Here is a 24,566-nt window from a genome sequence, read left to right as displayed (position 1 = left end):
TTCGGGTAGCGGGCTGGCGGAGCGGAGCGTGATCTGTTCGCCCTGGTGGCCGGGCGAGTTGCCAGTCGATCGAGAAACCTGGTTCACACGATGTCGGAGATCCCGACACCGATGTCGGCGCGGTTCGGGCAGATCGAGGCGATGCGGGGGAATTTTCGTGCGGGATCGCGCGTGTGGCGCGACGGCACGGAAAGTGATAAGCGCGCGACCGAGATGTCGGGTCTGCTTCTCCTCCTCGCCATCGGCGGCGTGCTCCCGGTGCCGGCGCTGCTCCTTCCGAGCGCCGTGCTCGAGCGCGCGGGCGAGGTGTCGCTCGACGCAGGCTCGCTCCACCTCACGCTCGACCTCGTCGCCCCAGCGCCCTCCGGGCTCGACGATCTCGGGCGCACCCTCGGCGACGGCATCGCGCTCGGTGATCTGCGCGTCGGGCTCGACGGCGTTCCTGGTCAGCCGTTCGTCAGCAACTTCCTCAGCGAGCACGAGATCCGGTTCACGCACCTGGATCCCGAGACCGTCGTCAGTCAGGTGATGGTCCGCGTGCGCATGACCCTCGACTGATTTTCCGGAAGGGGTCATGGATGACCCCTTCCCCCGACCGGCGAAGCCGGATCGGGTCCCCCATCCCTGAACGCTGCGCGCGGGGCCCCGACCCCGCTTGCCCTCGCGCGGGAACCGGCTCGATTCATCGACGCGCTCCCGGAAGGGCTGCACGCGTCCCGGTCGCGCTCCGAACCTTCACACGTCGAGCAGCGCCGACAGATCGTCGACCACCACGTCCGCGCCGTGGCTGCGCAACGCGGCCGCGTGGCCGACACGATCGACGCCGACCACGAAGCCGAAGTGCCCGGCGCGCCCCGCCTCCACGCCGGCGAGCGCGTCCTCGAAGACTGCGGCGCGCGACGGCTCGACCGCGAGCGCGTGCGCCGCCTCGAGGAACGTGTCGGGCGCGGGCTTGCCCGCGAGGTGCTGCGCCGCAGCCACGATGCCGTCGACGCGCACGTCGAAGAGATGCTCGATGCCCGCCGAGGCCAGGATCTCTCGGCAGTGCTCGCTCGACGAGACCACCGCGGTGCCCAGACCCGCGGCGCGCGCCGCGCGGACGTAGCGCACCGAGCCTTCGTACGTCGCGATCGGGCGCGCGTGGAGCAGCTCCACGAGGAGGTCGTTCTTGCGACGGGCGACACCGTGCAGCGTCGGCGCGCCCGGCGGATCGGTGTGGTCGCCCTCCGGGAGCACGATGCCGCGCGCCGCGAGGAACGCGCGCGCTCCTTCGATGCGCGGCTTGCCGTCGACGTGGTGCTCGTAGTCGGCCGCGACGTCGAACGGGACGAAGGGCCCGCCGCGCGCGCGCAGGTGCTCGTCGAACGCCTGCTTCCACGCAGCGGCGTGGACCACCGCGGTCTGCGTGAGCACGCCGTCGAGATCGAAGAGCAGCGCGCGCACGACCGAGGGCACGCCGAGCTTCGCGTGGGGCGCCGCGGTGCCCGGGAGCACGAAGCGCTCGATGGCGCGCGCGAACCCCTCGTCGTCGTTCGAGTCGGTGACGAAGCGCGCGCACCGCTGCACGTCGGAGCTCGCGTTGCCCATCGCGATGCTCGTGCCGGTCACGCCGAACATCAGCACGTCGGTGGGCATGTCGCCGATCGACGCGATGCGCGAGAGCGGGACGTGCAGCCTGCGCGCGAGGTCGCGCGCCACCATGCCCTTGTTGGCGTCGGGATGCGTGACGTCGAGGTAATAGGGCTGCGAGCGCGCGGCCGACGCGAGCCCTGCGACGCGCTCGCGCAGAGCGGCCTCGCAGCGCGCGACGTGCGCGTGATCGTCGCCGACGCCGACGATCTTCACGGCGCCCTCGAGCACCGTGCCGACGTCGGCGATCACGGTCGGCGCGAACCGCACCGTCGCTTGCTCGTGCGCGACGTGCGGCGCGTCGCGATCACGCACGAACCACTCCTCGCCCCGGTAGACCCAGACGTCGAGACCGGCGCGGAGGAGCAGCTCGACGACCTCGACCGAGACCGCGAGCGGCAGCGTGCGCTGCTCGATGACGGTGTGCAGATCGGGCTCGACGACGAGCCCACCGTTGAACCCGGCGATCGGCGCGGTGAGCCCGAGCGGCTCGACGAGCATCGCCATCCCGCGCGGAGGGCGGCCGCTCGTGATCGCGAGCTCGATGCCGTGCTCGCGCAGCCGGCGCGCCGCCTCGCGCGTGCGCGACGTGAGCTCCTTCGACGCGGTGACGATCGTCCCGTCGACGTCGGCGAGCACGAGCTCGATGTCGCCGCTCATGCGGGCCGCCCGAGCAGCGCGAGCGCGCGCGCGACGACGTGGTCGACGGTGAAGCCGTACTCCTGCATCACGACGTCGCCCTTCGCCGACGCGCCGAAACGATCGACGGAGACGACGGCGCCCGACGATCCGACCCAGCGATCCCAGCCGAGCGCGCGCCCCGCTTCCACCGCCAGGCGCGCGGTGAGGGACGAGGGCAGCACCCGCTCGCGATACTCCGCGCTCTCGGCCTCGAAGAGCTCCCACGAGGGCATCGAGACGACGCGTGCTCGCACGCCGCGATCGCGCAGCACGCGCTCGGCCGCGACGACGAGCGACACCTCGGAGCCGGTGCCGATCAGGATGATCTCGGGATCGGTGCGATCGGGGTTCAGCACGTACGCGCCGCGCCGCAGCCCTTCGGCGGGCGCGTAGACGCCGCGATCGAGCGTCGGCACGTGCTGTCGCGTGAGCGCGAGCGCGGTCGGGCCCTCCTTGCGCTCGAGCGCGACCTGCCACGCGCAGCGCGTCTCGTTCGCGTCCGCGGGGCGGAGCACGACGAGCCCCGGGATCGCGCGCAGCGCGAGCAGGTGCTCGACGGGCTGGTGCGTGGGTCCGTCCTCGCCCACCGCGATGCTGTCGTGCGTGAAGACCCAGATCGTGTGGAGGCGCGCGATCGCCGAGAGGCGGATCGACGCGCGCATGTAGTCGGAGAACACGAGGAACGTCGCGCCGAACGGGACGAGCCCGCCGTGGTACGCGAGGCCGCTCACCGCAGCGCCCATCGCGTGCTCGCGCACGCCGAAGTGGATGTTGCGTCCGCCGTAGCTCCATCCGCCGCCGACGGTTCCCTGCGCGCTCGCGTCGTAGCGCTGCGGCGGCTCGAAGTCGCCGTCCTGCTTGAGCCACGTGAAGGTCGACGGATCGAGATCGCCCGAGCCGCCGACGAGCTCGGGCACGCGCTGGGCGAGCGACTGCAGCACCGTCTCCGACGCCTTGCGCGTCGCCATGCCCTTCGCGTCGGTGGGGAGCTGCGGGAGGCCCTCGCCCCATCCTGCCGGAAGCTCGGCGCGGAAGCGGCGCTCGATCTCTGCGGCGAGCTCGGGGAACGCCTTCCGATAGTCGGCGAAGCGCCGCTTCCATCCGTCTTGCGCGGTCTTTCCGCGCTCCAGCGCGGAGCGGAGGTGCGCGAGCGCTTCGCGCGGCAGGAAGAAGGGCGGCTCCTCGGGCCAGCCGAGGTGCGCCTTCGTCCTCTTCACTTCGTCGTCGCCGAGCGGGTTGCCGTGCGCCTCGAAGGTGCCGGCCTTGGTCGGCGCACCGAAGCCGAGCACCGTCCGCACCGAGATCAGCGAGGGCTGTGTCTTCGCCTCGCGCGCCGCGCGGATCGCGCGCGACAACGCGTCGACGTCGTTGCCGTCGTCGACGCGCTGCACGTGCCATCCGTACGCCTGGTAGCGCGCCGCGACGTCCTCGGTGAACGTGATCGACGTCGTCCCCGAGAGCGTCACGCGGTTCGAGTCGTAGAGGACGATCAGCTTGCCGAGCGCGAGGTGTCCGGCGAGCGACGCCGCCTCGGCTTGGACGCCCTCCATCATGTCGCCATCGCTCGCGATGACGTACGTGAAGTGATCGAAGAGCTCGTGGCCCGGTCGATTGAAGCGCGCGGCGAGGTGCGCCTCCGCGATCGCCATCCCGAGCGCGTTGCCGATGCCTTGTCCGAGCGGGCCCGTCGACGCCTCGACGCAGCCGGCCAGATGCGACTCGGGGTGGCCCGGCGTGAGGCTCCCCCACTGCCGGAACCGCTGGAGCTGCTCGAGCGTCATCTCCTCGTACCCGGTGAGGTGCAGGAGCGCGTAGAGCAGCGCCGAGCCGTGCCCCGCCGAGAGCACGAAGCGATCGCGATCGATCCACCGCGGATCGGCGGGGTTGTGCTTGAGGTACCGAGTCCACAGCACGTAGGCCATCGGCGCCGCGTCGAGCGGAAGGCCCGGATGGCCCGAGCCCGCCTTCTGCACCGCGTCGACGGCGAGGAAACGGATCGTGTCGATCGAGAGCCGATCGAGCTCGCGCTCCTTCATGACGGCATCCTCGTGAGCGTGTTCGGATCGATGCAGCCCGAGGGCGCGAGCCGCTGCGCCTCGGGCGGACCCCAGGTGCCCGGCTCGTAGACGTGCAGCGGGACCACGTCGCCGAGCACCGGCTCGACGACGCGCCACTGCGCGTCGATCGCGTCCTGCCGCGCGAAGAGGCTGGGATCGCCGCGCATCGCGTCGCCGAGGAGCCGCTCGTAGGGCAGCGTCTCGGTGGCCGGATCCTCCGATGCGCGCAGCTCGCGCGGATGCCCGACCATCGTCTCGCCCGAGGTGATCCCCGGGCGTTTGACGCGCATGCCGAGCGCGATGACGACCTCGGGCCCGAGCCGGAACCGGAAGTAGTCGGCGCAGCGGACGTGCTCGCCGAAGATGTCGCGCGGCGGTCGCTTCAGCTCGACGATCACCTCCGTCAGCGTCGCGGGCAGGTGCTTGCCGGTGAGCACGAAGAACGGCACGTCGGCCCATCGCCACGTGTCGACGCGCAGCGTGACCGCGGCGAAGGTCTCGACCATCGACTTCGGCGCGACGCCGCGCTCCTCGCGGTAGCCGCGATACTGTCCGCGCACCGCCTGCGCGGGCTCGATCGGCGCGATCGCCTTGAGCACGCGCGCCTTCTCGTCGCGGATCGCCTCGACGTCCTGTCCGACCGGCCCGTCCATCGCGAGGATCGCGATCACCTGCAGCAGATGGTTCTGGAGGACGTCGCGGATCGCGCCCGCCTCTTCGTAGAAGCTGCCGCGCCCCTCGACCCCGAAGCGCTCCGCCATCGTGACGTGCACGCTGCTCACGAAGTCGCGGTTCCACAGGGGCTCGAGGAACGCGTTGGCGAAGCGGAAGTAGAGCAGGTTCTGCACCGGCTCCTTCCCGAGGTAGTGGTCGATGCGGAAGATCGACGACTCGTCGAAGACCTCGTGGAGGATCGCGTCGAGCGCGCGTGCCGACGCGAGGTCGCGGCCGAACGGCTTCTCGAGCGCGACGCGCGCGGCGGCGGTGCAGCCCGCGCGGTGCAGGCCGGCGACCGCGGTCGCGAAGACGCTCGGCGGGATCGCGAGATAGAGGAGCGGCCGCTCGACCCCTGCGAGCCCGCGCTTGAGGCCGCCGAAGCCCTGCGGATCGGTGAAGTCGACCGGCGCGTAGCGCAGCAGCGAAGCGAGCTTCTCGAACGCGGCGCGATCGAGCCCTCCGGACTTCTCGAGGCTCTCGCGCACGCGGTTGCGCAGGTCGTCGATCGAGCGCTCGGCGCGACCGACCGCGACCACCGGCACGTCGAGCGTGCCGTGACGCACCATGGCCTGGAGCGCCGGGAAGATCTTCTTGTACGCGAGGTCGCCGGTGGCGCCGAACACGACCAGCGCATCGGAGCGCGGAGGCGCGCTCACGGCCGCTTCTCCTCGTGGCCGCCGAACTCGCGGCGCATCGCCGAGAGCAAGCGGTGCGCGTAGTCGGCCTCGCCGCGCGAGGCGAAGCGCTCGCCGAGCGCCGTCGAGAGGATCGGCGCGGGCACGCTCTCGTCGATCGCGGCCTTGAGCGTCCAGCGCCCCTCGCCCGAGTCGGAGACGCGCCCCTGGAAGTCGCGGAGATCGGGATCGCGCTCGAGCGCCGATGCGATCAGATCGAGCAGCCACGACGCGACGACGCTGCCGCGCCTCCACAGCTCGGCGATCGCCGGGAGATCGAAGTCGTACCGATAGAGCTCGGGGCTCTCGAGCGGCGTCGTCTCGGCGTCCACGCTGTGCTGCGCGTTGCCCACGTTCGCGTGCCTCAGGATGTTCATCCCTTCGGCGTAGGCGCCCATGAGCCCGTACTCGATGCCGTTGTGCACCATCTTCACGAAGTGCCCGGCGCCGTGCGGCCCGCAGTGCAGATAGCCGTGCTCCGCGGTCGTCGGCGCGCCGGTGCGACCAGCGGTGCGCGGTGCGGCATCGAGCGGCGGCGCGAGCGCTGCGAAGATCGGATCGAGGCGCTGCACGATCTCGCGCTCGCCGCCGATCATCTGGCAGTAGCCGCGGTGTCGCCCCCACACGCCGCCCGAGGTGCCGACGTCGACGAAGTGGATGCCGTCCTCGGCGAGCGTCTTCGCGCGGCGGAGATCTTCGCGGTAATGCGAGTTCCCGCCGTCGATGATCACGTCGCCGCGAGCGAGCAGACGACGCAGCGTCGCGATCATGTCGTCGACCACGCCGGCGGGGACCATCAGCCAGATCGCGCGCGGCGGCTCGAGCCGCGCGACGAGATCCTCGATGCTGGCCGCGCCGATCGCGCCCTGCTTCACGAGCGCCTCGACGGGCGCCGGAGAGCGGTTCCACGCGACGACCTCGTGCCCGGCCTCGACGAGCCGGGCCGCCATGTTCGCGCCCATCCGCCCCAGTCCCATGATGCCGATCCTCATGTCCGTGCTCCTTCGTCTGCGCGCGTGAGGTGACGAACTCCGTCCGCGCCGCCGATGACGAGATCCGTCGCGAGGTCGAGGAAGAGCCCGTGCTCGACGATGCCGGCGCGCTCGGCGAGCCTGCGCGAGAGCTCGTGCGGCGCGCGGATCGGCCCGAGCTCGCAGTCGAGGATCATGTTGTCCTCGTCGGTGCGGAACGGCGCGCCCGATGCCGCGGCTCGGACCTGCACGCGCGCGCCGAGCGACTCGAGGAAGAGCGCCTCGGTGCGCCAGCCGAAGGGCACGACCTCCACCGGCAGCGCGCAGCGCGTGCCGATGCACGGCGACGGCTTCGACGCGTCGACGACGATGACCTCGCGACGGCTCGCCTGCGCGACGATCTTCTCGTGCAGCAGCGCTCCGCCCGCGCCCTTCACCAGCGCGAACGACGCGTCGACCTCGTCGGCGCCGTCGATCGTCAGATCGATCACCGGATGCGCCTCGAGCGTCGTGAGCGGAACCCCGAGCCGTGCGGCGGCCTCGCCCACCGCGCGCGAGCAGGGCACGCCGAGGATGTCGGACAGCGCTCCGCGCGCGAGCAGCGACGCGATCCGTCGCAGCGCGAGCTCCGCGGTCGAGCCTGCGCCGAGGCCGACGACCATCCCCGAGCGCACCCAGTCCGCAGCGTGCTCCGCCGCCGCGCGCTTCCACGCCTCGGGCGAGGTCACGGGCGCCTCCGCAGCTGCGACGCGGCGTCGGCGTCGACCATCCAGCGGAGCGCGCCGTCGGTGGGGCGGATGCGCGCGGCGGGCAGGCTCTCCGCGCCGGCACCGCCCTCCAGCACCTCTCGCAAGCGCTCGGCCTTGCTCGCGCCGGCGACGAGGAACGTGACCGCGGCCGCCGCGTCGATGACGACCGGCGTGAGCGTGATGCGCCACATCGGGTGCGGGCGCGTGCTCTCGGTCGGCAGGACCCAGCGACGCGCTTCGTCGAGCGCCGGCGAGCCCGGGAAGAGCGAGGCGGTGTGCCCGTCGTCGCCCATCCCGAGGAGCACGAGATCGAAGCTGCCGTCGAGCTGCTCGCGCAGCGTCTGCTCGTAGTCGCGAGCGGCCTTCTCGGGATCGTCCTCGCCCGCGATGCGGTGCACGTTCGCGGGGTCGATCGGCACGCGGTCGAGGAGCGCCTCGCGCACCATTCGATAGTTCGACTCCGGATGATCGGGCGGCACACACCGCTCGTCGCCGAAGAAGATTCGAGCGCGCGACCAGTCGATGCGGCACGCGAACGTGGGGTGCGCGAGCCGCTCGTACACGGGCCGCGGGGTTCCTCCTCCGGCGAGCGCGATCGTGAAGCGACCGCGCGCGGCCACCGCGGCGCGCGCGAGCGCCACGACGTGCTCCGCCGCGGCATCCACGAGGGCCTCGCGATCGGGGTGGATCTCGACCTCGCGCGCAGCGCCGTACACGAGCCGCTGGGGAGCGCCGGGGACGCGCCGCTCGAGCGGGTGTCCACGCTCGACGCTTCGGGGCCAGCCGCTCACGGTGCACCTCGGGCGACGACGCGCATCGTGCGTGCCACGCGCTTCCGCGGCGATCGTCCTCGGCGCGGCGCGGACCGGGTGCAGGACGTCGCGCCGACGCCGTGCACGTGAGGCAGGAGCGGACAGATCCGCGACGTGCTCGCGCGAACCACTCGGTTCGTGGCGGTGCTCGCAGCGCGCGAGTACCGTGCGCGCGATGATCGTCGAGTACGTTCGTTATCGCGTCGCGCCCGAGCGCGGCGCGCTCCTGGAGCAGGCCTGGCGCGAGGCGTCCGCGCTGCTCCGCGCCTCGCCACACTGTCTCGGCTACGAGCTCACACGCTGCGCCGACGACGCCGGCCGCTACGTGGTGCGGCTCGAGTGGGAGAGCGCCGAGGGGCACCTCGAGGGGTTCCGCAAGAGCGCGTCGTTCGCCGACTTCGTCGCGCTGGTGCGCCCGTTCATCGCCGACATCGAGGAGATGAAGCACTACGTGCCGACCGACGTGGGCTCGCGCACCACGATCTTCGATGCGGCGGGCGGCGTCGCGACGTTCTTCCGGCTCGCGCACGAGATGCACGCGCGCATGAAGGACGACGCGCTGCTCGGGCCGCGCTTCGCACGTGCGGCGGAGAGCCACGTGCCGCACCTCGCGATGTGGCTCGTCGAGGTGTTCGGCGGACCGAAGCTCTACAGCGAGACGCTGGGCGACATCGCGCCGATCCTCCGCCGCCACGCGGGTCTGCGCATCGACGACGCGCAGCGCGATCGCTTCGTGCGCGTCGCGGCGGACGCGGCCGAGCACGCGGTGCGCGACGCACGCGCGAGGGACGCGATCGTTCGCTACGTCGCGTGGGGCGCGCGGGTCGCGCAGGAGAACTCCGCGCCCGATCACGTACCGAACCCGCAGGCCGGCGTGCCCACGTGGGGCTGGGACGATCGCTGATCACTCGACGCTCGCGCCCACCTCGGGCGCGAGCGCGAGACCACACGCGTAGAGCGCGTCGAGCGCCGGACGGAGGCGCTCGGCGCGCGCGGTGATGCGGTAGGTCGCGGTGCCGGCGCGCCGCGTCGCGTCGACGAGGCCGAGCTCCTCGAGATCGCGCAGCCGCTGGGTGAGCATCTTGTCGCTCAGACCGGGCACGAGCGCGCGCAGCTCGGCGTAGCGCAGCGGACCGTCCTTGAGGCGCGCGAGCAGAACCGTCTTCCACTTGCCTCCGAGCAGCTCCATCGAGAGCTCGACCGGACATCCGAAGCGCCGCCGGAGATCGTGTGCCATCCGCGCGAGCATCCGCGCCTCACGGGCGCGACGCCAGCGCGGCGCTGGTCCCGATCCACGCTCCGAGCAGCGCGCCCACGAGCGCGCCGACGATCGCGCCGCACCCGATCACGCCGAGCTCGAGCACCAGGCGCTGCAGCGCGTCGTAGTCGAGCTCGCGCGCCCCCAGCGTGATCGCGAGCCCCACGACCGGCCCGAAGATCGGCAGCGGCGCGAGCGCGACGAGCCACGCCCGCACGGGCGAGACCTCGGGCGCCACCACGCGCACGAGCGCGGTGCCCATCACCACCGCGGCCAGCCCCGCCGCGATCGCGATGCCGTGCCCGCCGAACCACGGCGCGTCCATCCGACCGAAGTGCCACGCCGCGAACGCGCCGGGCGCGATCCCGCCGATCACCCCGCCCAGCGCGCCGAGCACGATGCGCGCGAGCACGCGCCGACCGAGCGACACGCCACCCGCGATCGCCGCGGCGTACGACGCGCCGGTCAGCGCGACGAACGTCGCGAACTGCGGGATCAACGCGAGCCACGGCAAGGGCTCGGTCGCGTAGAAGCGCGCGAGATAGAGCAGCGCGGCGGGCGCGGTCACGATCGGCGCGAGGAGCGCGCCCGTCCACGCGCCGTGCTCGATCGCGCCGAGCACGGTCCGATGCTCCGCGACGACGAGGCGCTCCACGGCGATCGATACGCCGCGCGCGCCGTCGCTCTACCCCTGCGAGCCCACCGCGAACCCGATCGCGACGCCGAGCACGATCGCGCCGACGATCGCGGTCGTGCCCGCGAGCACGAGCATCCCGTCGTCGCGCCGCTCCGGCAGCGAGAGATCGAGCCGCAAGCGCTCGCCCGCGCCCACCTGAACGTCGCGCTCGCGCGTCTCGCGACCACGCGCGGCGACCGTCACGCGATGCCAGCCCGGCTCGAGCTCCAGCACCCGCGCACCGACCCGCAGCGCGCGGCCGTCGACGATCACCCGCGCGTCGGGCGGATCCATCTCGAGCTCGAGGAACGCGCTCGGGCTCGCAATCGCCTCGAGCCGCACCAGACGGAGCGCGCGCCCTCCGGGCTCGATGTCCACCGAGCGCACGATCGTCTGGTGCCCCACGTACTCGGCGCGCAGCACGTGGCGCCCGGCATCGATGCGCACGATGCGCTGCCCGCGCCCGATCACCGCGCGTCCGTCGATCATCACCAGCGCGCCCGGCGGCTCGACCACCAGCGCGAGCGAGCCCACCTCGGTGCGCGCCCGCTCGAGGATGCGCAGCGCGATCGCGGCGCGCTCCATGTCGACGTCGGGATCGACCTGCGCCGCGAAGCGCTCGATGTGCTCGAGCGCCTCGGCATTGCGCCCGAGCGCGTGCAGGCACGCGCCGAGGTGGAAGCGCGCATCGAGCGAGTCCGCGAGGTCGAGCGCGCGCTCGAGCCGCGGGATCGCGACCTCGCAGCGCCCCTCCGACGCGAGGGTGCGGCCGACGTCGAGCTGCACGTCGGCCTCGAGCTCGCGCGGATCCTGGGTCGGGCTGCCCTCGATGGGCTCCGCCTCGATCGGGTCGACGCTCTCGTAGGTCTCCGGCGCCTCCGGCGCGTCCACCTGCGCCAGCGCCGGCCAGGAGAGCCCCACGAGCGAGAGCACGATCGCTGGAACGAGCGCGCGGGCCATCGTCCACCTCCGCGCCGACGAGCATGCCCCGCGGGCGCGGCGAGCGCGAATCCGCGATCAGAGCTCGAGGCGCACGCGCGTCGTCTCGTTCGCGCGGATGGTCACGGTGGTGCGCTGCGGCGAGCGCCCGGGCGCGCGCAGCGTGAGCACGTGCGTGCCCGCGGGCAGCGCGACGTTCGCGAGCGGCGTGGTCCCGAGGTGACGACCTCCGAGATACACCTCGGACCACGGCGTCGTCGCGATCGTGAGCGCACCGTTCGCGGTCGCGCGCGCGCTCGTCGCACCACCGCCGCGCCGCGGAGGATCGCGACGCGGCTCCTCGCGTCGCGCAGGCGTGAGCGCGAAGCTGAGCGTCGCGTGCTCGCCGGGGCGCGTGATCTCGACCTCGTTCTCCGCGGGCAGATATCCGTCGTGCTCGAGCACCACGCGGTGGCGCATCGGCAGCACCTCGGCGATCAGCGGCGTCGTGCCGATGCGCGCGCCGTCGATGCGCACCGACGCGCCGGGCGGCGTCGAGTCGACGCGCAGGCTCGCCGTCGCCGCGGCCGCGGGGAGCTGCAGCGTGAGCTCTCGGATCTCGCCGGGCGCGAGCGTGACCTGCTCGCTCGCGACGAGCCCGCCGCTGGCGTCGCGGATCTCGACGCGGTGCGCGCCCGCCTCGAGCGCGACGATCGCGGGCGTGGGCCCGAGCGGCCGCGCGTCGACGAAGAGCGGGTGGCCGGCGGGTTGGCTCGAGACGCGCAGCTCTGCGGGCGCGAGCGGCGTCGCGGCGACGGGCGCGAGCGGAGGAGGCGCGCTCGGCGGGGCCGACGGAGGATCGGGCGGGACCTCGGGCGCGCCGAGCACCATGGCGCCCCCCGCGAGGCTCGCGAGCGTCACCACGAGCGCGCCCACGATCATCGCGATGCGCGTGCGCGACGACGCGCGGGTCCGCGACGACACCGGCGCGTCGGGCGCCGGCACGAACGTAGGCGTGCTCCCGCGCGGCGGAGTCGGAGGCGCGAGCGGCACGCCGGGCGAAGGCCGCGCGACCACCGTCTCGTCGAGCGCCTCTCCGGTCGACACGTCGAGGATCGGCTGAGTGACCCGCGGAGGCTCGCTCGCGGGGGCGATCGGCTGGGTGCCCGGCGGCGGTCGCTCCGACGACTTCGCCGCGACGGTGCCCGCCGCGCGCGGTGCGCGCGCGTCCTCCTCGAGCGCATCGGGGAAGAGGTGCCGAACGTAGCGACCGAGCTCGACCGTCCCCGTCGGCTCCACGCCGCTGCGCAGATACGCCTCGAGATCGGCGCGCAGCGCGAGCGCGTCGGAGTAGCGCTCCGCGGGCCGCGGCGCGAGCGCGCGACGCACCACGCTCGCGAGCGCGCTCGGCATGCGATCGACGCGCTCGAGCGAAGGGATCGTCCCCTTCGCGCTCATCGTCTTCGCGGCGCGGAAGTCGTCGTGCGGGAAGAGCGGCTCACCGAGCACCGACTCGAAGAGCAGGATGCCGACGTTGAAGAGATCGCTGCGCGCATCGAGCGTGTCGCCCCGCGCCTGCTCGGGCGAGAGATACGCGAGCTTGCCCTTCACGACGCCGTGCTCGGTCGCCTCGCGCGACTTGCCGCCGGTGCGCGCCTTCGCGATGCCGAAGTCCGCGAGCTTCACCGCGCCGTCGAACGACACCAGCACGTTCGACGGGGTCACGTCGCGATGCACGACGCCCGCGGGCCGACCGTCGACCCGCAGCGCGTGCGCGTGCGCGAGCGCCTCGCACACGAAGGACACGATCTTCGCCGCGTGGTGCGGCGGCAGACCGCCGGTGCGCCCGAACGCCCTGCCCTGCTCCACGGCGCGCACGATCAGCGCGCGCAGATCGACGCCGCGCACCAGCTCCATCGCGAGCCAGAGCACCTCGCCCTCGACGTCGGGCTCGCTGCCGAAGTCGTACACGTGCACGACGTTCGGGTGCGAGAGCAGCGCCGCCAGGCGCGCCTCGTCGCGGAACATGCGCGTGAACTCGGGATCGGCCGCGAGGTGCGGCAGGATGCGCTTCACGACGAGGTCGCGCGCGAACCCGTCCTTGCCCTCCTGCCTCGCGAGGAAGATCTCCGCCATGCCGCCGGCGGCCATCCGGCGGACGAGCCGGTAGGGGCCGAGCGGGATCCCGACTGCCATCGGGGCGAGCGTACCGCGATCGGCGGGCGTCCGAGGCGCTTGCGTCACGATGCCGTCCCCGCGTAACACAACAACTGGATTGCCCAGGCGACCCGAGCCCCGATCGTCCCCTGCCGAGTCGGACGCGATGCTCGAGGCGCTCTTCACGAGCCCCTCGGTCGGCCTGGCCCTGCTCGACGCGCAGCTCCGCTATCTCCGCGTCAACGCGCTGGTCGCGGCGATCAACGGGGTGCCCGTCGAGGCCCACGTCGGTCGCACGATCCACGAGGTCATCCCCGCGTTCGCGCCCCACGTCGTGCCGCTGCTGGAGGGCGTGCTCGCGCGCGGCGAGCCGCTGCTCGACATCGCGCTGCCGGGCGAGCGCACGCAGCTGATCGCGAGCTTCTTCCCGATGCGGCTCCGCGACGGCTCGACCGGCGTCGCGGTCGTGTGCGTCGACCGCAGCGGCTCGGGCGAGCCCACGCTGCTCCGGCGGCTCCGCTTCGACGATCTCGTCGCGCGGCTCTCGGCACAGCTCGCAGAGGTCTCGACCGATCGCCTCGATCGCACGGTCGAGCAGTCGCTCGAGGCGGTCGCGACCGCGTTCGACGCCGATCGTGCGCTCGTCATGCTCATCGACGCGCACACCGCGACGATCCGCCGCTCGCACGAGTGGCAGCGCGCGCAGCTCGCGCCGCTGGCCGGCCTCGAGGTGCCGCTGCCGATCGCCGCGTTCCCGTGGGCCGCGGAGAAGGTCTTCGCCGGCCAGTCGCTCCTCGTGGGCAACACCGACGAGCTGCCGGAGCACGCCGCGTCGGAGCGGCGCCTGCTCGCGCTCGACGGCCCGGGCGCCACTGCCGTCGAGCCGCTGCGCGTCGGCCCGCGCACGCTCGGCATCGTCGTGTTCTCGTGGCGCGAGCGCTCGCACGACTGGACGCCGATCTTCTGCGCGCGCCTGCGCACGGTCGCCGAGCTGATCGCGACCGCGCTCGATCGCCGCGAGCTCGAGCGCACCGCGCACGATCGGCTCCGCTTCGAGCAGCTGCTCTCGCGCATCTCGACCAGCCTGATCGAGGCGAGCGCGTCGCGGCTCGACGCGGCGATCGCGTCCGCGCTGCGCATGCTCGCGCAGGCGATGGAGGTCGATCGCGCGTACGTCTACGAGGTCGACGAGGAGACGATGACCGCGCGCGCGGTGTACCAGCACACCGAGCCCGGCATGCGCGAGGTGCGGCCGCGCAGCTGGTCGCTCGCGGGGGGCGAGTTCGCGTGGAGCGTCTCGCTGCTGCGCGCGGGGCGGCCGGTCGTGGTCTCGCGCACCCGCGAGCTCCCGGAGCACGCGACCTCCGAGCGCGCGACGCTCGAGGAGGGCGGCGTGCACTCGATGCTGCTCTCGCCGATGCGCATCGGCGACCGGTTCATCGGCCTCGTCGGCACCGACTCGATGCGCCGCGAGGTCGTGTGGTCCGACGTCGTCGTCTCTCGCGCGCAGCTCGTCGGCGAGATCTTCGCGAGCGCGGTGGATCGCCGCCGCGTCGAGCGCATCTCGTCGGAGCGGCAGCGCTTCGACGCGCTGCTCGCGACGATCTCGACCGCACTGATCGACGCCGCCGCGGAGCGCATCGACGAAGAGCTCGGCGCCGCGCTCGCGCGCATCTGCGTGGAGCTCGGCCTCGTGCGCGCGGTCGTCATGCGCTTCGATCGCGCGACGCAGACCTTCCGCGTCACGCACCAGGCGGGCACTCCGGGCGCGTTCCAGATCGGCGTCGACCAGCCGCGCAGCTTGCTCGACGGCGCGCTCGGGCCTGCGGTGGAGCGTGGGTTCCACGTCGTGCGCACGTCGTCGCTCCCTCCCGGTCCGCTCCGCGACACCTGGCAGCGCCAGGGCATCGTGGCGGGCGCGGCCGCGATGCTGCGTCGCCACGACGACGTGGTGGGCGCGCTGGTCTTCCTCTCGCGCGACGACCGCGCGTTCGAGGGCACGTTCCGCGCGCGCATCGCGCTGATGGAGGACATCGTCGCGCACGCCCTCGCGCGCCGAGATGCGGAGCTCGAGCGGCGCGCCGCGTTCGCCGAGCTCGAGCGCATGAAGGCGCAGCTCGAGCGCGAGCGCGACTACCTGCGCGAGGAGATCCGCGGCGAGCACGACGTGCACGCGATCATCGCGGAGAGCGCGTCGCTGCAGCGCGTGATGACGAGCGTGCAGGCCGTCGCCTCCACGAGCGCGACGGTGTTGGTGCGCGGCGAGACCGGGGTCGGCAAGGAGCTCATCGCGCGCGCGATCCACGCCAGCAGCACGCGCGCCGAGCGCGCGCTCGTGAAGGTCGACTGCGCGTCGATCCCGCACGAGCTCTTCGAGCGCGAGTTCTTCGGCCAGGTGCGCGGCGCGATCGCGGGCGCGCTCGAGGATCGCGTGGGCCGCTTCGAGCTCGCGGATCGCGGCACGCTCTTCCTCGACGAGGTCGGCGAGATCCCGCTCGATCTGCAGTCGAAGCTGCTGCGGGTGCTCCAGGAGGGCGCGCTCGAGCGCATCGGCGATCCGCGCACCCGTCGCGTCGACGTGCGGGTGATCGCCGCGACGAACCGCGATCTCGAGGCCGACGTCGACGCCGGGCGCTTCCGGCGCGACCTCTACTATCGGCTCGGCGTCTTCCCGATCGAGGTGCCTCCGCTGCGCGAGCGCACCGACGACGTCGTGCCGCTCGCGCGTCTCTACCTCGGGCGCTCCGCGAAGGCCCTCGGCCGTGGCGTCCTCGAGCTCACCCCCGCGCAGGAGCGCGTGCTCCTCGAGCACGACTGGCCGGGCAACGTGCGCGAGCTCGCCAACGTGATCGAGCGCGCCGTGATCCTCTCGTCGGGCCCCGACCTGCGCCTCGATCTCGCGCTGCCCAAGCGCGCACGCCGCGAGGCGCAGCCCCTGACGATCACGATCGCGCCGCCGCGCGAGAGCGAGAAGCCCGCGCCGGCGCCGATCCGCACGGAGAGCGAGCTGCGCGAGCTCGAGCGCACGAACCTGCTCGCCGCCCTCGAGCGCGCAGGTGGGCGGATCGCGGGCCGTGGAGGCGCAGCGGAGGTGCTCGGCGTACGCCCGAGCACACTGCGGGACCGCATGCGCGCGTTCGGGATCGAAGCGCGTCACCACCGACGGTCGTAGCGGAAAATCGCCGCACGACAGTTCGTTCCTGCAGCACGGAACTCCGTGCTTGCGCGCGGGAGTCCGTGTCGGCGCGAACGAGCACGCGAAACACCCGCGAAAACGCATGTTCAGGATCGCCCGTCGCACGGCACGACACCTGCTGAGCGGGGGCGCGCATGAACCGCCCCTTCGACGAGTCAGCCGAAGGTCGCGCGCCGCAGACGGCACGCGACCAGCGACCCACCACCCGCGCCCGCCCGTCTTTGCGCGCCCCGCTCGGCGCGACGCCGCTCCGTCCTCCCACCCGCAGCGAGCGCGCCGCGCTCGAGCTCTCCCCGCGCGTGCCGCGGCGCGACCCCCAGGATCCATGAACGACGAGCTCGCACGCCTGCGCGACGCGCTCGCGCAGGTCGTGGAACGACTGACCCGCGACGTGGCCGCGCTCGAGCGCGAGGTGGAGGCCGATCACGCGCTCGCGACGACGCTCGCGTCGTTCGCGCGGGTGACCGCGGATCTCCCGCCATTGCGGGCGCGCCTCGTGATCGTGCGGCCGGTGCGCGGCGCGCGCGTCGAGGACGAGATCGCGGAGCTCGACGCGATCGCCGCCGAGCTCGATGCGCGCCTCGAGTCGCTGCGCCGCGAGAGCCGGCGCGTCGATCAGGCGCTCGACCCGCTGCTCTGGAGGAGCGAGGACGCGATCCTCACGCGCACCCCGGGCGGGCGCACGCTCGCGAACGCGCGCGGTGCGTCGCTGCTCGAAGCGCTCGCGACGCGCTGCTCGAGCACCGGGCTCTTCGCCGCGACCACGGGAGAGCGCCTCGCAGAGGACGCGCACCCGCTCGAGCGCGCCGCGCGCGGCGAGGCGATCGACGGGCTCGACGTGCACCTGCGCGCGCCCGGCGAGCTCGTGACGACGGCGCTGGTCGCGTTCGCGCGGCCACTGCCACACGGCGCCAGCGTTGCGGTGTTCCGCACGGCGCGCGCCGGCTGACGAGAGAGGGAACAGGGGAGGAACGATGGAGAGCACCGCGACGACGCCCGACATCCACGAGGAGCTGCGCATCCTGCGCGCCGAGCTCGCGCAGAAGAGCGCGCTGGTCGAGCTCCTGCTCGAGAACAACCCCGACGGCATCGCGATCCTCGGGGCGGACGGCACCATGACCACCAACGAGGTGGGCAGCCGCGTCCTCGGTGCCACCCCGGCGGTCACGGGGCCGAACGAGTGGGCGGACGGCTTCGGCTACTTCGCGGCGGATCGCGTCACCCGTCGGTCGTTCGACGAGCTCCCGGCGGTGCGCGCCGCGCGCGGCGAGACCATCGTCGACGAGCTGCTCTTCTGCGTCGGCGCGTCGGCGCCCGAAGGCGTGGTGCTCTCGTGCTCGGCGCGCCCGCTGCCGGGCGGCGGATCGATCACGGTGTTCCGCGACGTGACCGAGCGCGTGAAGCTCGAGTCCGATCTCGCGGCGCGCAACGAGGCGCTCGCCAAGCGCGAGGAAGAGAACCGCGAGCTGATCGAGCGGCTGCGCGTCGCGCTCGACGAGCTCTCGACGCCGGTGCTCGAGGTCGCCGAGGACGTGCTGGTGCTCCCGGTGATCGGCCTGGTCGACACCCAGCGCAGCGCCGCGATGTCGGAGCGCCTCCTCGAGGAGGTCGTGCGCACCCGCTCGCGCCACGTGATCGTCGATCTCACCGGCGTCGAGCTGATCGACACCGGCACCGCGGATCGCTTCGCGAAGCTCGCGCGCGCGGTCGAGCTGCTCGGCGCGAGCTGCGTGCTGAGCGGCCTGCAGCCCGCGGTCGCGCAGACCCTCGTCGAGCTGGGCGTGGAGTTCTCGGGGCTCGAGACCCAGCGCAACCTGCGTCACGCGCTCGAGCACACGATGCGCGCCCGCCGCGCGGTGAAGAACCGCGAGCGAGAGCGCGAGCGCGGCCAGGCGCGCGAGGGACGCTGATCCAGTGCCTCCCGTGGCTCGGACCAACGACGTCGAGCACGCGGTCGCGTGCACCCTGCGGCGGTATCTCTCGGAGATCCTCGCCGACTCGGTGCGCCGGCGCGCGCAGTCGGCGCTCGGCATCACGGAAGGATCGCTGGTCGCGGCGGATCTGCCGCGGCTGGTGCCTCGCCTCGAACAGGGCGTACGGCTCTTCGTCGATCCCGCGCTGCAGCCCGCGCTGATGCGCGAGCTCGCGGCGCTCGAGGGCCCGCGGCCCGCGCCGGCGCGCGAGTCGCACGCGGTGACGACCGAGGAAGACATCTCGCGGGTGCGCCTGCGGGCGCGCGAGCTCGCGCTCGAGCTCGGTGCGACGAGCCTCGGTGCGCAACGCGCCGCGACGATCACGAGCGAGCTCGCGCGCAACATCGTCGCGTACGCGCCGCCGGGCAGCGTCGATCTCGAGCCCGGCCGCGGCGAGCGCACGCTCGCGATCCGCGCGGTCGATCACGGCCCGGGGATCGCGGTGCTCGATCAGGTCCTGAGCGGCGCGTACCGGAGCCGCACCGGGCTGGGCAAGGGCCTGCTCGGTGTGAAGCGGCTCGCGCTGCGCTTCGAGGTGAAGACCGGTCCGACCGGAACGTGCGTGGAGACGGAGGTGGCGCTGTGAGGCCGAGGACGACGACGAGCTTCGATCGATCTGCGACGACGACGATCCCGATCCTCGAGCTCTGGGGGAACCTGGTGGTCCCGCTCCAGGGCGAGATCCGCGACTCGCAGATGGACGAGCTGCGCGAGCGGCTGCTCGCGCGGCTGCGCGATCGCGGTGCCCGCGGGCTCGTGATCGACGCGTCGGGCGTGTGGCTGCTCGACAGCCATCTGTGCTCGGTGGTGAGCCGCATCGCGCGGGCCGCGCGCCTGATGGGCGCGGAGACGCTGCTCTGCGGGCTCGGGCCCGACGTGGTCACGACGCTGCTCGACATGGGCATCGAGCTCGAGGGCATCCAGACCGCGCTCGGGCTCGAGGAGGCGCTCGAGCGCCTCGGCGTGCACGCGGAGACGCAGGACGACGACGACGACGTGTGGGACGAGCTCTGGGACGAGGAGGACGAGCGCGACGATGCCGGTGAGCGCGACGCGCGCGATGCCTGACGACCAGTCGCGCCGCGTCGTGTGCAGCGATGCGCGCGACCGTCTCGTCGCGTCGATCGTGGTGCGCGCGTTCGCGCGTTCGCTCGGGTTCCCGCCGCGCGCGTGCCTCGAGCTCGCGATCGCGGCGGCCGAGCTCGCCTCGAACGCGGTGCGCCACGGCGGCGGCGGTGTGCTCGACGTGCGCGTGCTGCGCCACGACGCGCGCCTCGGGCTCGAGCTCGAGTGCTCCGACGAGGGCACCGGCATCGCCGATCCCGACGCGGCGGTGCGCGACGGTTGGTCGCGCGGTCGCACGCTCGGCCCCGACGACCCGTGGCACGAGGGCCTGGGACGCGGCCTCGGCGCGGTCGCGCGCGCGGTCGACGAGCTCGTGTTCGCGCCTGCGCGCGAGGGTCGTCACGTGGTGCGCGCGCGCCGCTGGCTCCCCCGCCCGCGCGCTTGACGGGGCCCGATGCCCAGCGTCACGCTCACCCGCGTGGAGAACGCCGTCCCGACCCCGATCGCTCGTTCGATGCCGACCCCGACCGGGCTCGGGATCGAGCCCGGGACGTGGGTCTCGCGGCTGACCTGGGCGATCCTCTTCGCGCTGCCGACGGCGGTGTTCATCACCGCGGCGTGGCTCACGCCGAACCCCGAGGGCCACGGCACGCACACCCAGCTCGGCCTCCCGCCCTGCGGCTTCCTCGTGTTCACCGGGTATCCGTGCCCGGGCTGCGGCCTCACCACGGCGTTCGCGTACATGATCCGCCTCGACGTGATCGGGGCGTGGCACGCGAACCCGTTCGGCATCGCGCTCTTCCTCGCGGTGGCGCTCTTCATCCCGTTCGCGGCGCTCGGGTTCGTGCGCGGCTGGTCGGTGGTGTCGGCGCTCGATCGCGTGCACGCGGAGAAGGTCGCGATCGTGCTCGCGCTGCTCTCCGTGATGTCGTGGGTGACGCGGGTCGCGCTGATCTCGTTGGCCTGAGCGCGCCCGCGCTCGAGGTGCTGCCGGCATCGCTCGCGTCGCGCTACCTCGCGCGTCCGGACGACGCCGACACGCGCGCCTGGCTCGACGCGAACGCATCGCGCCCCCACGGCGCGCTCGCCACGATGGTGCATCGCACGCTGCGGCGCGTGGCGTCCGACTACGACGTCGATGCGTGGCTCGGGATGCACCCGATGCACCTGCTCGGCACGTCGTCGTGGCGCGCGCTGCTCGGCGCCGAGCGGCTCGGCGGCGCGCTGCTCGACGTGGGCGCGGGGAACGGCGACGTGACCGCGACCCTCGCGCCCCTCTTCGATCGGGTGGTCGCGACCGAGACCTCGCGCCCGATGGTCCGTCGGCTGCGCGCGAAGGGCTTCGATGCGCACGCGATCGATCTCGCGACCGGGTCGCTGCCCGAAACGTCGCCGCGGTTCCGCGCGATCGCGCTGCTCGACGTGCTCGATCGCTGCGCGCGCCCGCGCTCACTGCTCGACGCCGCGCTCGCCGCGCTCGAGCCGCGCGGTGCGCTGATCATCGCGTCGCCGCTCCCGATGCGACCGCACGTCGACGTCGGCGGGCACACCGTCGATCCCGACGAGCCGCTGGGCGTGGAGGGCGAGCGCTTCGAGGACGCGCTGGTCTCGCTGGTGGAGACGCTGCTCGCGCCGCGTGGGCTCGAGGTCGAGCGATGGACGCGCGCGCCCTATCTCGCGCGCGGAGATCACGACGCGCCGCTCCACGTGCTCGATGACGTGGTGCTCGTCGCGCGCCCGCGCTGAGTGCCACCGTGGCGCTCGCTCACGCGTCCTGCGCGACCGACTCGATGCGCGACGCGTCGTCGGCGCGGCCCAGCGCGCGCAGACACGCCGCGAGCATGCGCATCGCGGTCGTCTCACCCTTGCGATCCCCGGCACGACGCGCGAGCGCGAGCGCGCGCAGCGCGAGCCGCACCGCGCCCGTCGCGTCGCCACCGCGCAGCGCCACCGCGCCCTCCGCGAGCGGCTGCCGCGGATCCGCGTCCTTCGCTGCGCCGCGATACCCACGCGCCTTCGCGAGCGAGAGCCGCGCCGCGCCGAGATCCCCGCGCATCAGATCGGCGAGCGCACGGAAGCGCGACACCGCCGCCATGTCGCTGCCCGACGCCACCGCACGCTGCAGCAGCTGATCGAGCGCGACGAGATCGTGCGAGCGCACCGCCTCCTCCGCGGCCGCTGCGAACGACGAGCGACGATCGTCCTCCTCGCCGCGCGGATCGATCACGCCCGACTGCGTCGAGCCGACATCGTGCGTGTCGAGCGAGACCTGCTCGGTGGGCGGCTCGGTGTCGCGCACCGCGTGTTTGCCGGTGCCCTCGAGCTCGTCGAGCGCGATCTCCGCCGAGGGCGGCGCGGCGTCCTCCTCGTCCCAGTCGGACTTCGGCGGCACCGTCGCCGACGCGCGCGAGAGCGCGTCGACGTCCGACGCCGACGCGCCCAGCCGGCCGAGCAACATCGCGATGCGCGACGCCGCGCGCCGATATCCGGTCTCCAGCGCGCCGCGACCGATCTCCATCAGCCGCGCGCTGCCGCGCGCCTCGAGGCCACCCTCGATCTCGTAGTACGCGAGCTCGGCGCGCAGCGAGGGCAGCGTGACGTCGTCGGCGCCGCGCTCGAGCAGGGCCTCGGCGACGAAGCGATGCAGCTCCGCGGCGCGCGCCGGCGGCATGCCCTGCACCACGAAGCGACGAAGGAACGACGAGCTCGGGTGCGGCCGCATCGCGCCGTAGGGCGCCGTCCCCGCGGGCCAGCCGCCCTCGGGCGAGAGCCACGCCTCGCGCGTGAGCCGATCGAGCGCGCGCGCCCTCGCCTTCTCGCTCACTCCGTCGCGCGCGGCGACCGCCTCGACGAGCTCGCGCGTCGCGCCCTCGGGCGAGACGCACACCGCCTCGAGCAACCTTCGCGGCTCGTCCTCGAGCCTCGACATCCGCTCGTCGACGACCTCCTCGAGCGGGATCGCGCTCATCCCACCGCGCGGCGCGCCCCGCCACACGAAGCCGTCGCCCTCGACGACGAGATCGCCCGACGCGATCAGCGCGCGCGCGACCTCGACCACGCCGAGCGGGGTCTCGCCGCCGAGCACCGCGATGCGGCGCGCGAGCTCGGGATCGGTCGCGTCGCCGAGCACCGTCTGCGCGACCGCGCGCGCGTCCGAGGTGCGCAGCGGCGGCAGCTCGAGCTCGCGCACCGGGTCGGCGAGGCCGGTCGGGAGCTTCGCGTCGACGGGATAGCGCGCGATCAGCGCGATGGGCGCGCCGATCGCGCGCGCGCCGAGCAGCACGTCGAGGCTCGCCGCGTCGACCATCGCGAGCGGCGTGAGGAAGACCCAGCTGCGCGCGTCGCGCGCGCCCGTGCCGGCTCGCGCGAGCAGCGTCGCCAGCGCGTCGGCGACGGCATCGCACGGAGGCATCCCACCGCGCAGCAGCACGCGCAGGACGCGTCCTGCGCTGCGTCCGGCCGCGTCGTCGCCGCACGCCGCGATCACCGCGTCGTCCGCGCCGAGCGAGCGCCCGAGCGCGTAGCGGAGGCTCGCGAGCGGCGCGATGCCACCCGCTGCGCTCCCGACCGGCAGCAGCAAGCGCGGCCGGAGCCGCGCCATCGCCGCGCTCACCAGCTCGAGCGCGCCCGCGCCGACCGGCCCCCGGAGCACGACCGCGGGGGACTCGCGCGACGCGAGCAGCGAGACCAGCGCCTCGAGGTGCTCCGCGGTGATCGGCGCGATCGGCGGCCGCGCGAGCTTCCCGATCGCCTCGCCCACCGTGTCGAGCCGGTGCGCGCGATCGACCACCGATCCACGCGGGCCACCGACTCCGGTCGAGACCTGACGCCCGAAGAGGAAGAGCCCCTCCGCCCGCTCGCGCGCCGCGGGATCGAGCACCACCTCGCCCGACTGCCCGCGCGCGGCCAGCGCCTCCGCGACCTCGATCGCGCGGCCCGCGCCGTCCTTCAGCGTCCCGAGCGCGATGCCGATCACGATCGCGAGCTGCTGTCGCTCCGCCTCCTCGACGAGGTCCATCGCGACGTCGAGCAAGTCCGACGTGTCGGCGGGATCGAACGCGCCGACGACGGTGCCCGAGATCGTCGCGAGGATCTCTCCGCCCGCCGCGAGCAAGCGCGCGCGCACGGTCCGCGCCCAGCCCAGGATCACACCGGGTTGGCTGAGATCGTCGCGCCCGCGCGTCGCGAGGCGATGCCAGACGATCAGTCGCTCGACCGTGCCGGGCAGCGGCCGCTCCCTCTCTGCGCTCCGAGAGCGGACGCGGTCAGGAGCCTTCGAGCTTGCGCTTGAGCGCCGCGAGCTCGTCCTCGACGACCGCGCCGCCGCTCTTCTTCTCGAGATCGCGGAACCGCCGCTCGACCGCCGCGCGCTCGGGATCGTCGAGCAGGTTCGACGCCTCGACCTCGGCCTCGAGCTGATCGATGCGGCCCGAGAGCTGATCGAGCCCGTCGAGCGTCTCCGCACCGAAGCGACCGCCGCCGGCGCCGCCCGCGCTGCTGCTCTCGCGTGCGCGGCGGACCTGCGCGGCGAGCGTCGTCTTGCGGGCCTTGAGGTCCTCGATCTTCGCCTCGATCTGCTCGAGCGTGCTCTGCAGATCGCGGGCGCTCCCGAACGCGGCGTCGGCCTGCTTCTGGACGTTGTCCTGCGTGGTCCTCGCCTTCTGCTTCATCTTCAGCGCTTCGCGCGCGAGCTGCTCGTCGCCCGAGCGGAGGGCGAGGACCGCCTTGTCCTCCCAGCTCTTCACCTCGTCACCGTGCTCCACGACCTTCTTCTCGAGGCGCTTCGCGGTGCCGAGCTGCGTGACCAGCTCCTTCTTCGCGCGCTTCAGCTCGTTCTCCATGTCGAGAACGGTCTGGTCGAGGAGCTTCGCGGGATCCTCGGCGCGGTCGACCAACGAGTTGAGGTTCGACTTCAGGACCCGGTTGAAACGATCGAAGATGCCCATCGCCTTCTCCGCTCCGCGAGATCGCAGGTTGCCACGGCGCTCGCGCTTTAGGAAGCAACGCGTCGTGCGCGCTGGTCCCATACCGCT

Annotated in this window: 22 protein-coding genes and 1 pseudogene; 10 read left to right on the top strand and 13 right to left on the bottom strand. The window is 73.4% G+C overall.

What is annotated here, in order from left to right; translation table 11 throughout:
• Positions 1-90 precede the first annotated feature (90 nt).
• The gene (locus tag I5071_RS06760; RefSeq protein ID WP_236604571.1) at positions 91-558 is read left to right on the top strand and encodes a hypothetical protein; all 468 of its coding nucleotides are present in this window, start codon (positions 91-93) and stop codon (positions 556-558) included.
• Between the two features lie 177 nt (positions 559-735).
• On the opposite strand, the gene I5071_RS46950 is transcribed toward I5071_RS06760, so the two are convergent.
• The 7 genes and pseudogenes from I5071_RS46950 to pgl all read right to left on the bottom strand — a co-directional run bounded on the left by I5071_RS46950 (position 736) and on the right by pgl (position 8,269).
• Positions 736-1,494 (bottom strand): HAD family hydrolase, encoded by a 759-nt coding sequence (locus I5071_RS46950; protein WP_419249643.1) that lies wholly within the window; start codon positions 1,492-1,494, stop codon positions 736-738.
• Between the two features lie 21 nt (positions 1,495-1,515).
• Positions 1,516-2,289 (bottom strand): annotated as a pseudogene (locus I5071_RS46945) (Cof-type HAD-IIB family hydrolase); the annotation flags it as partial.
• Positions 2,286-4,346: a transketolase gene (gene tkt, locus I5071_RS06750; RefSeq protein ID WP_236604569.1), complete on the bottom strand. Its 2,061-nt coding sequence runs from the start codon at positions 4,344-4,346 to the stop codon at positions 2,286-2,288. The pseudogene I5071_RS46945 and the gene tkt, both read right to left, overlap by 4 nt.
• On the bottom strand, positions 4,343-5,740 hold the full coding sequence (gene zwf / locus I5071_RS06745; RefSeq protein WP_236604568.1) for a glucose-6-phosphate dehydrogenase: 1,398 nt from the start codon (positions 5,738-5,740) through the stop codon (positions 4,343-4,345). Before zwf ends, tkt begins: the two co-directional genes overlap by 4 nt.
• Positions 5,737-6,750 (bottom strand): phosphogluconate dehydrogenase (NAD(+)-dependent, decarboxylating), encoded by a 1,014-nt coding sequence (gene gnd / locus I5071_RS06740; protein WP_236604567.1) that lies wholly within the window; start codon positions 6,748-6,750, stop codon positions 5,737-5,739. Before gnd ends, zwf begins: the two co-directional genes overlap by 4 nt.
• Positions 6,747-7,457: a ribose-5-phosphate isomerase RpiA gene (gene rpiA, locus I5071_RS06735; RefSeq protein WP_236604566.1), complete on the bottom strand. Its 711-nt coding sequence runs from the start codon at positions 7,455-7,457 to the stop codon at positions 6,747-6,749. Before rpiA ends, gnd begins: the two co-directional genes overlap by 4 nt.
• Entirely contained in the window at positions 7,454-8,269 is an 816-nt protein-coding gene (gene pgl, locus I5071_RS06730; RefSeq protein WP_236604565.1) for a 6-phosphogluconolactonase, read from the bottom strand. The genes rpiA and pgl overlap by 4 nt, the downstream gene beginning before the upstream one ends.
• A gap of 196 nt (positions 8,270-8,465) precedes the next feature.
• On the opposite strand from pgl, the gene I5071_RS06725 reads away from it, so the two are divergent.
• On the top strand, positions 8,466-9,194 hold the full coding sequence (locus I5071_RS06725) for an antibiotic biosynthesis monooxygenase (protein WP_236604564.1): 729 nt from the start codon (positions 8,466-8,468) through the stop codon (positions 9,192-9,194).
• On the opposite strand, the gene I5071_RS06720 is transcribed toward I5071_RS06725, so the two are convergent.
• The 4 genes from I5071_RS06720 to I5071_RS06705 are packed head-to-tail and all read right to left on the bottom strand — an operon-like array spanning position 9,195 to position 13,338.
• On the bottom strand, positions 9,195-9,527 hold the full coding sequence (locus I5071_RS06720) for a winged helix-turn-helix transcriptional regulator (protein ID WP_236604563.1): 333 nt from the start codon (positions 9,525-9,527) through the stop codon (positions 9,195-9,197).
• 19 nt (positions 9,528-9,546) lie between these two features.
• Positions 9,547-10,203 carry a hypothetical protein gene (locus I5071_RS06715; protein WP_236604562.1) on the bottom strand — a complete coding sequence of 219 codons (657 nt, stop codon included), beginning with the start codon at positions 10,201-10,203 and terminating at the stop codon, positions 9,547-9,549.
• A gap of 30 nt (positions 10,204-10,233) precedes the next feature.
• Positions 10,234-11,184 carry a PEGA domain-containing protein gene (locus I5071_RS06710; RefSeq protein ID WP_236604561.1) on the bottom strand — a complete coding sequence of 317 codons (951 nt, stop codon included), beginning with the start codon at positions 11,182-11,184 and terminating at the stop codon, positions 10,234-10,236.
• Positions 11,185-11,241: 57 nt separating this feature from the next.
• A complete protein-coding gene (locus I5071_RS06705; RefSeq protein ID WP_236604560.1) occupies positions 11,242-13,338 on the bottom strand; it encodes a serine/threonine-protein kinase in 2,097 nt (698 codons plus the stop codon).
• Between the two features lie 49 nt (positions 13,339-13,387).
• Between I5071_RS06705 and I5071_RS06700 the strand changes: the two genes are divergently transcribed.
• The 8 genes from I5071_RS06700 to I5071_RS06665 all read left to right on the top strand — a co-directional run bounded on the left by I5071_RS06700 (position 13,388) and on the right by I5071_RS06665 (position 21,279).
• Positions 13,388-16,471: a sigma 54-interacting transcriptional regulator gene (locus tag I5071_RS06700; protein ID WP_236604559.1), complete on the top strand. Its 3,084-nt coding sequence runs from the start codon at positions 13,388-13,390 to the stop codon at positions 16,469-16,471.
• A gap of 349 nt (positions 16,472-16,820) precedes the next feature.
• A complete protein-coding gene (locus tag I5071_RS06695; RefSeq protein WP_236604558.1) occupies positions 16,821-17,444 on the top strand; it encodes a hypothetical protein in 624 nt (207 codons plus the stop codon).
• 25 nt (positions 17,445-17,469) lie between these two features.
• A complete protein-coding gene (locus tag I5071_RS06690) occupies positions 17,470-18,405 on the top strand; it encodes an STAS domain-containing protein (protein ID WP_236604557.1) in 936 nt (311 codons plus the stop codon).
• Positions 18,406-18,418: 13 nt separating this feature from the next.
• Complete coding sequence (locus I5071_RS06685; RefSeq protein ID WP_236604556.1) at positions 18,419-19,054, top strand: ATP-binding protein; 636 nt, start codon at positions 18,419-18,421, stop codon at positions 19,052-19,054.
• A complete protein-coding gene (locus tag I5071_RS06680; RefSeq protein ID WP_236604555.1) occupies positions 19,051-19,536 on the top strand; it encodes an STAS domain-containing protein in 486 nt (161 codons plus the stop codon). The genes I5071_RS06685 and I5071_RS06680 overlap by 4 nt, the downstream gene beginning before the upstream one ends.
• The gene (locus I5071_RS06675) at positions 19,529-19,978 is read left to right on the top strand and encodes an ATP-binding protein (RefSeq protein WP_236604554.1); all 450 of its coding nucleotides are present in this window, start codon (positions 19,529-19,531) and stop codon (positions 19,976-19,978) included. Before I5071_RS06680 ends, I5071_RS06675 begins: the two co-directional genes overlap by 8 nt.
• A 69-nt stretch (positions 19,979-20,047) precedes the next feature.
• Entirely contained in the window at positions 20,048-20,500 is a 453-nt protein-coding gene (locus I5071_RS06670) for a DUF2752 domain-containing protein (protein ID WP_236604553.1), read from the top strand.
• A complete protein-coding gene (locus I5071_RS06665; RefSeq protein WP_236604552.1) occupies positions 20,464-21,279 on the top strand; it encodes a methyltransferase-like protein 9 in 816 nt (271 codons plus the stop codon). The genes I5071_RS06670 and I5071_RS06665 overlap by 37 nt, the downstream gene beginning before the upstream one ends.
• Positions 21,280-21,298: 19 nt before the next feature.
• Here I5071_RS06665 and I5071_RS06660 read toward each other — a convergent pair whose 3' ends face one another.
• Positions 21,299-23,683, bottom strand: a complete 2,385-nt coding sequence (locus I5071_RS06660; RefSeq protein ID WP_236604551.1) for a hypothetical protein — start codon at positions 23,681-23,683, stop codon at positions 21,299-21,301.
• A gap of 115 nt (positions 23,684-23,798) precedes the next feature.
• Positions 23,799-24,560: a PspA/IM30 family protein gene (locus I5071_RS06655; RefSeq protein ID WP_236604550.1), complete on the bottom strand. Its 762-nt coding sequence runs from the start codon at positions 24,558-24,560 to the stop codon at positions 23,799-23,801.
• Between the last annotated feature and the right edge of the window lie 6 nt (positions 24,561-24,566).

It is taken from the genome of Sandaracinus amylolyticus, assembly GCF_021631985.1.
GTDB classification, from domain to species: Bacteria; Myxococcota_A; Polyangia; order Polyangiales; family Sandaracinaceae; genus Sandaracinus; species Sandaracinus amylolyticus_A.
The sequence above is the reverse complement of the archived record's forward strand: the minus strand, read 5'-3'. Positions and strand labels throughout refer to the sequence as shown.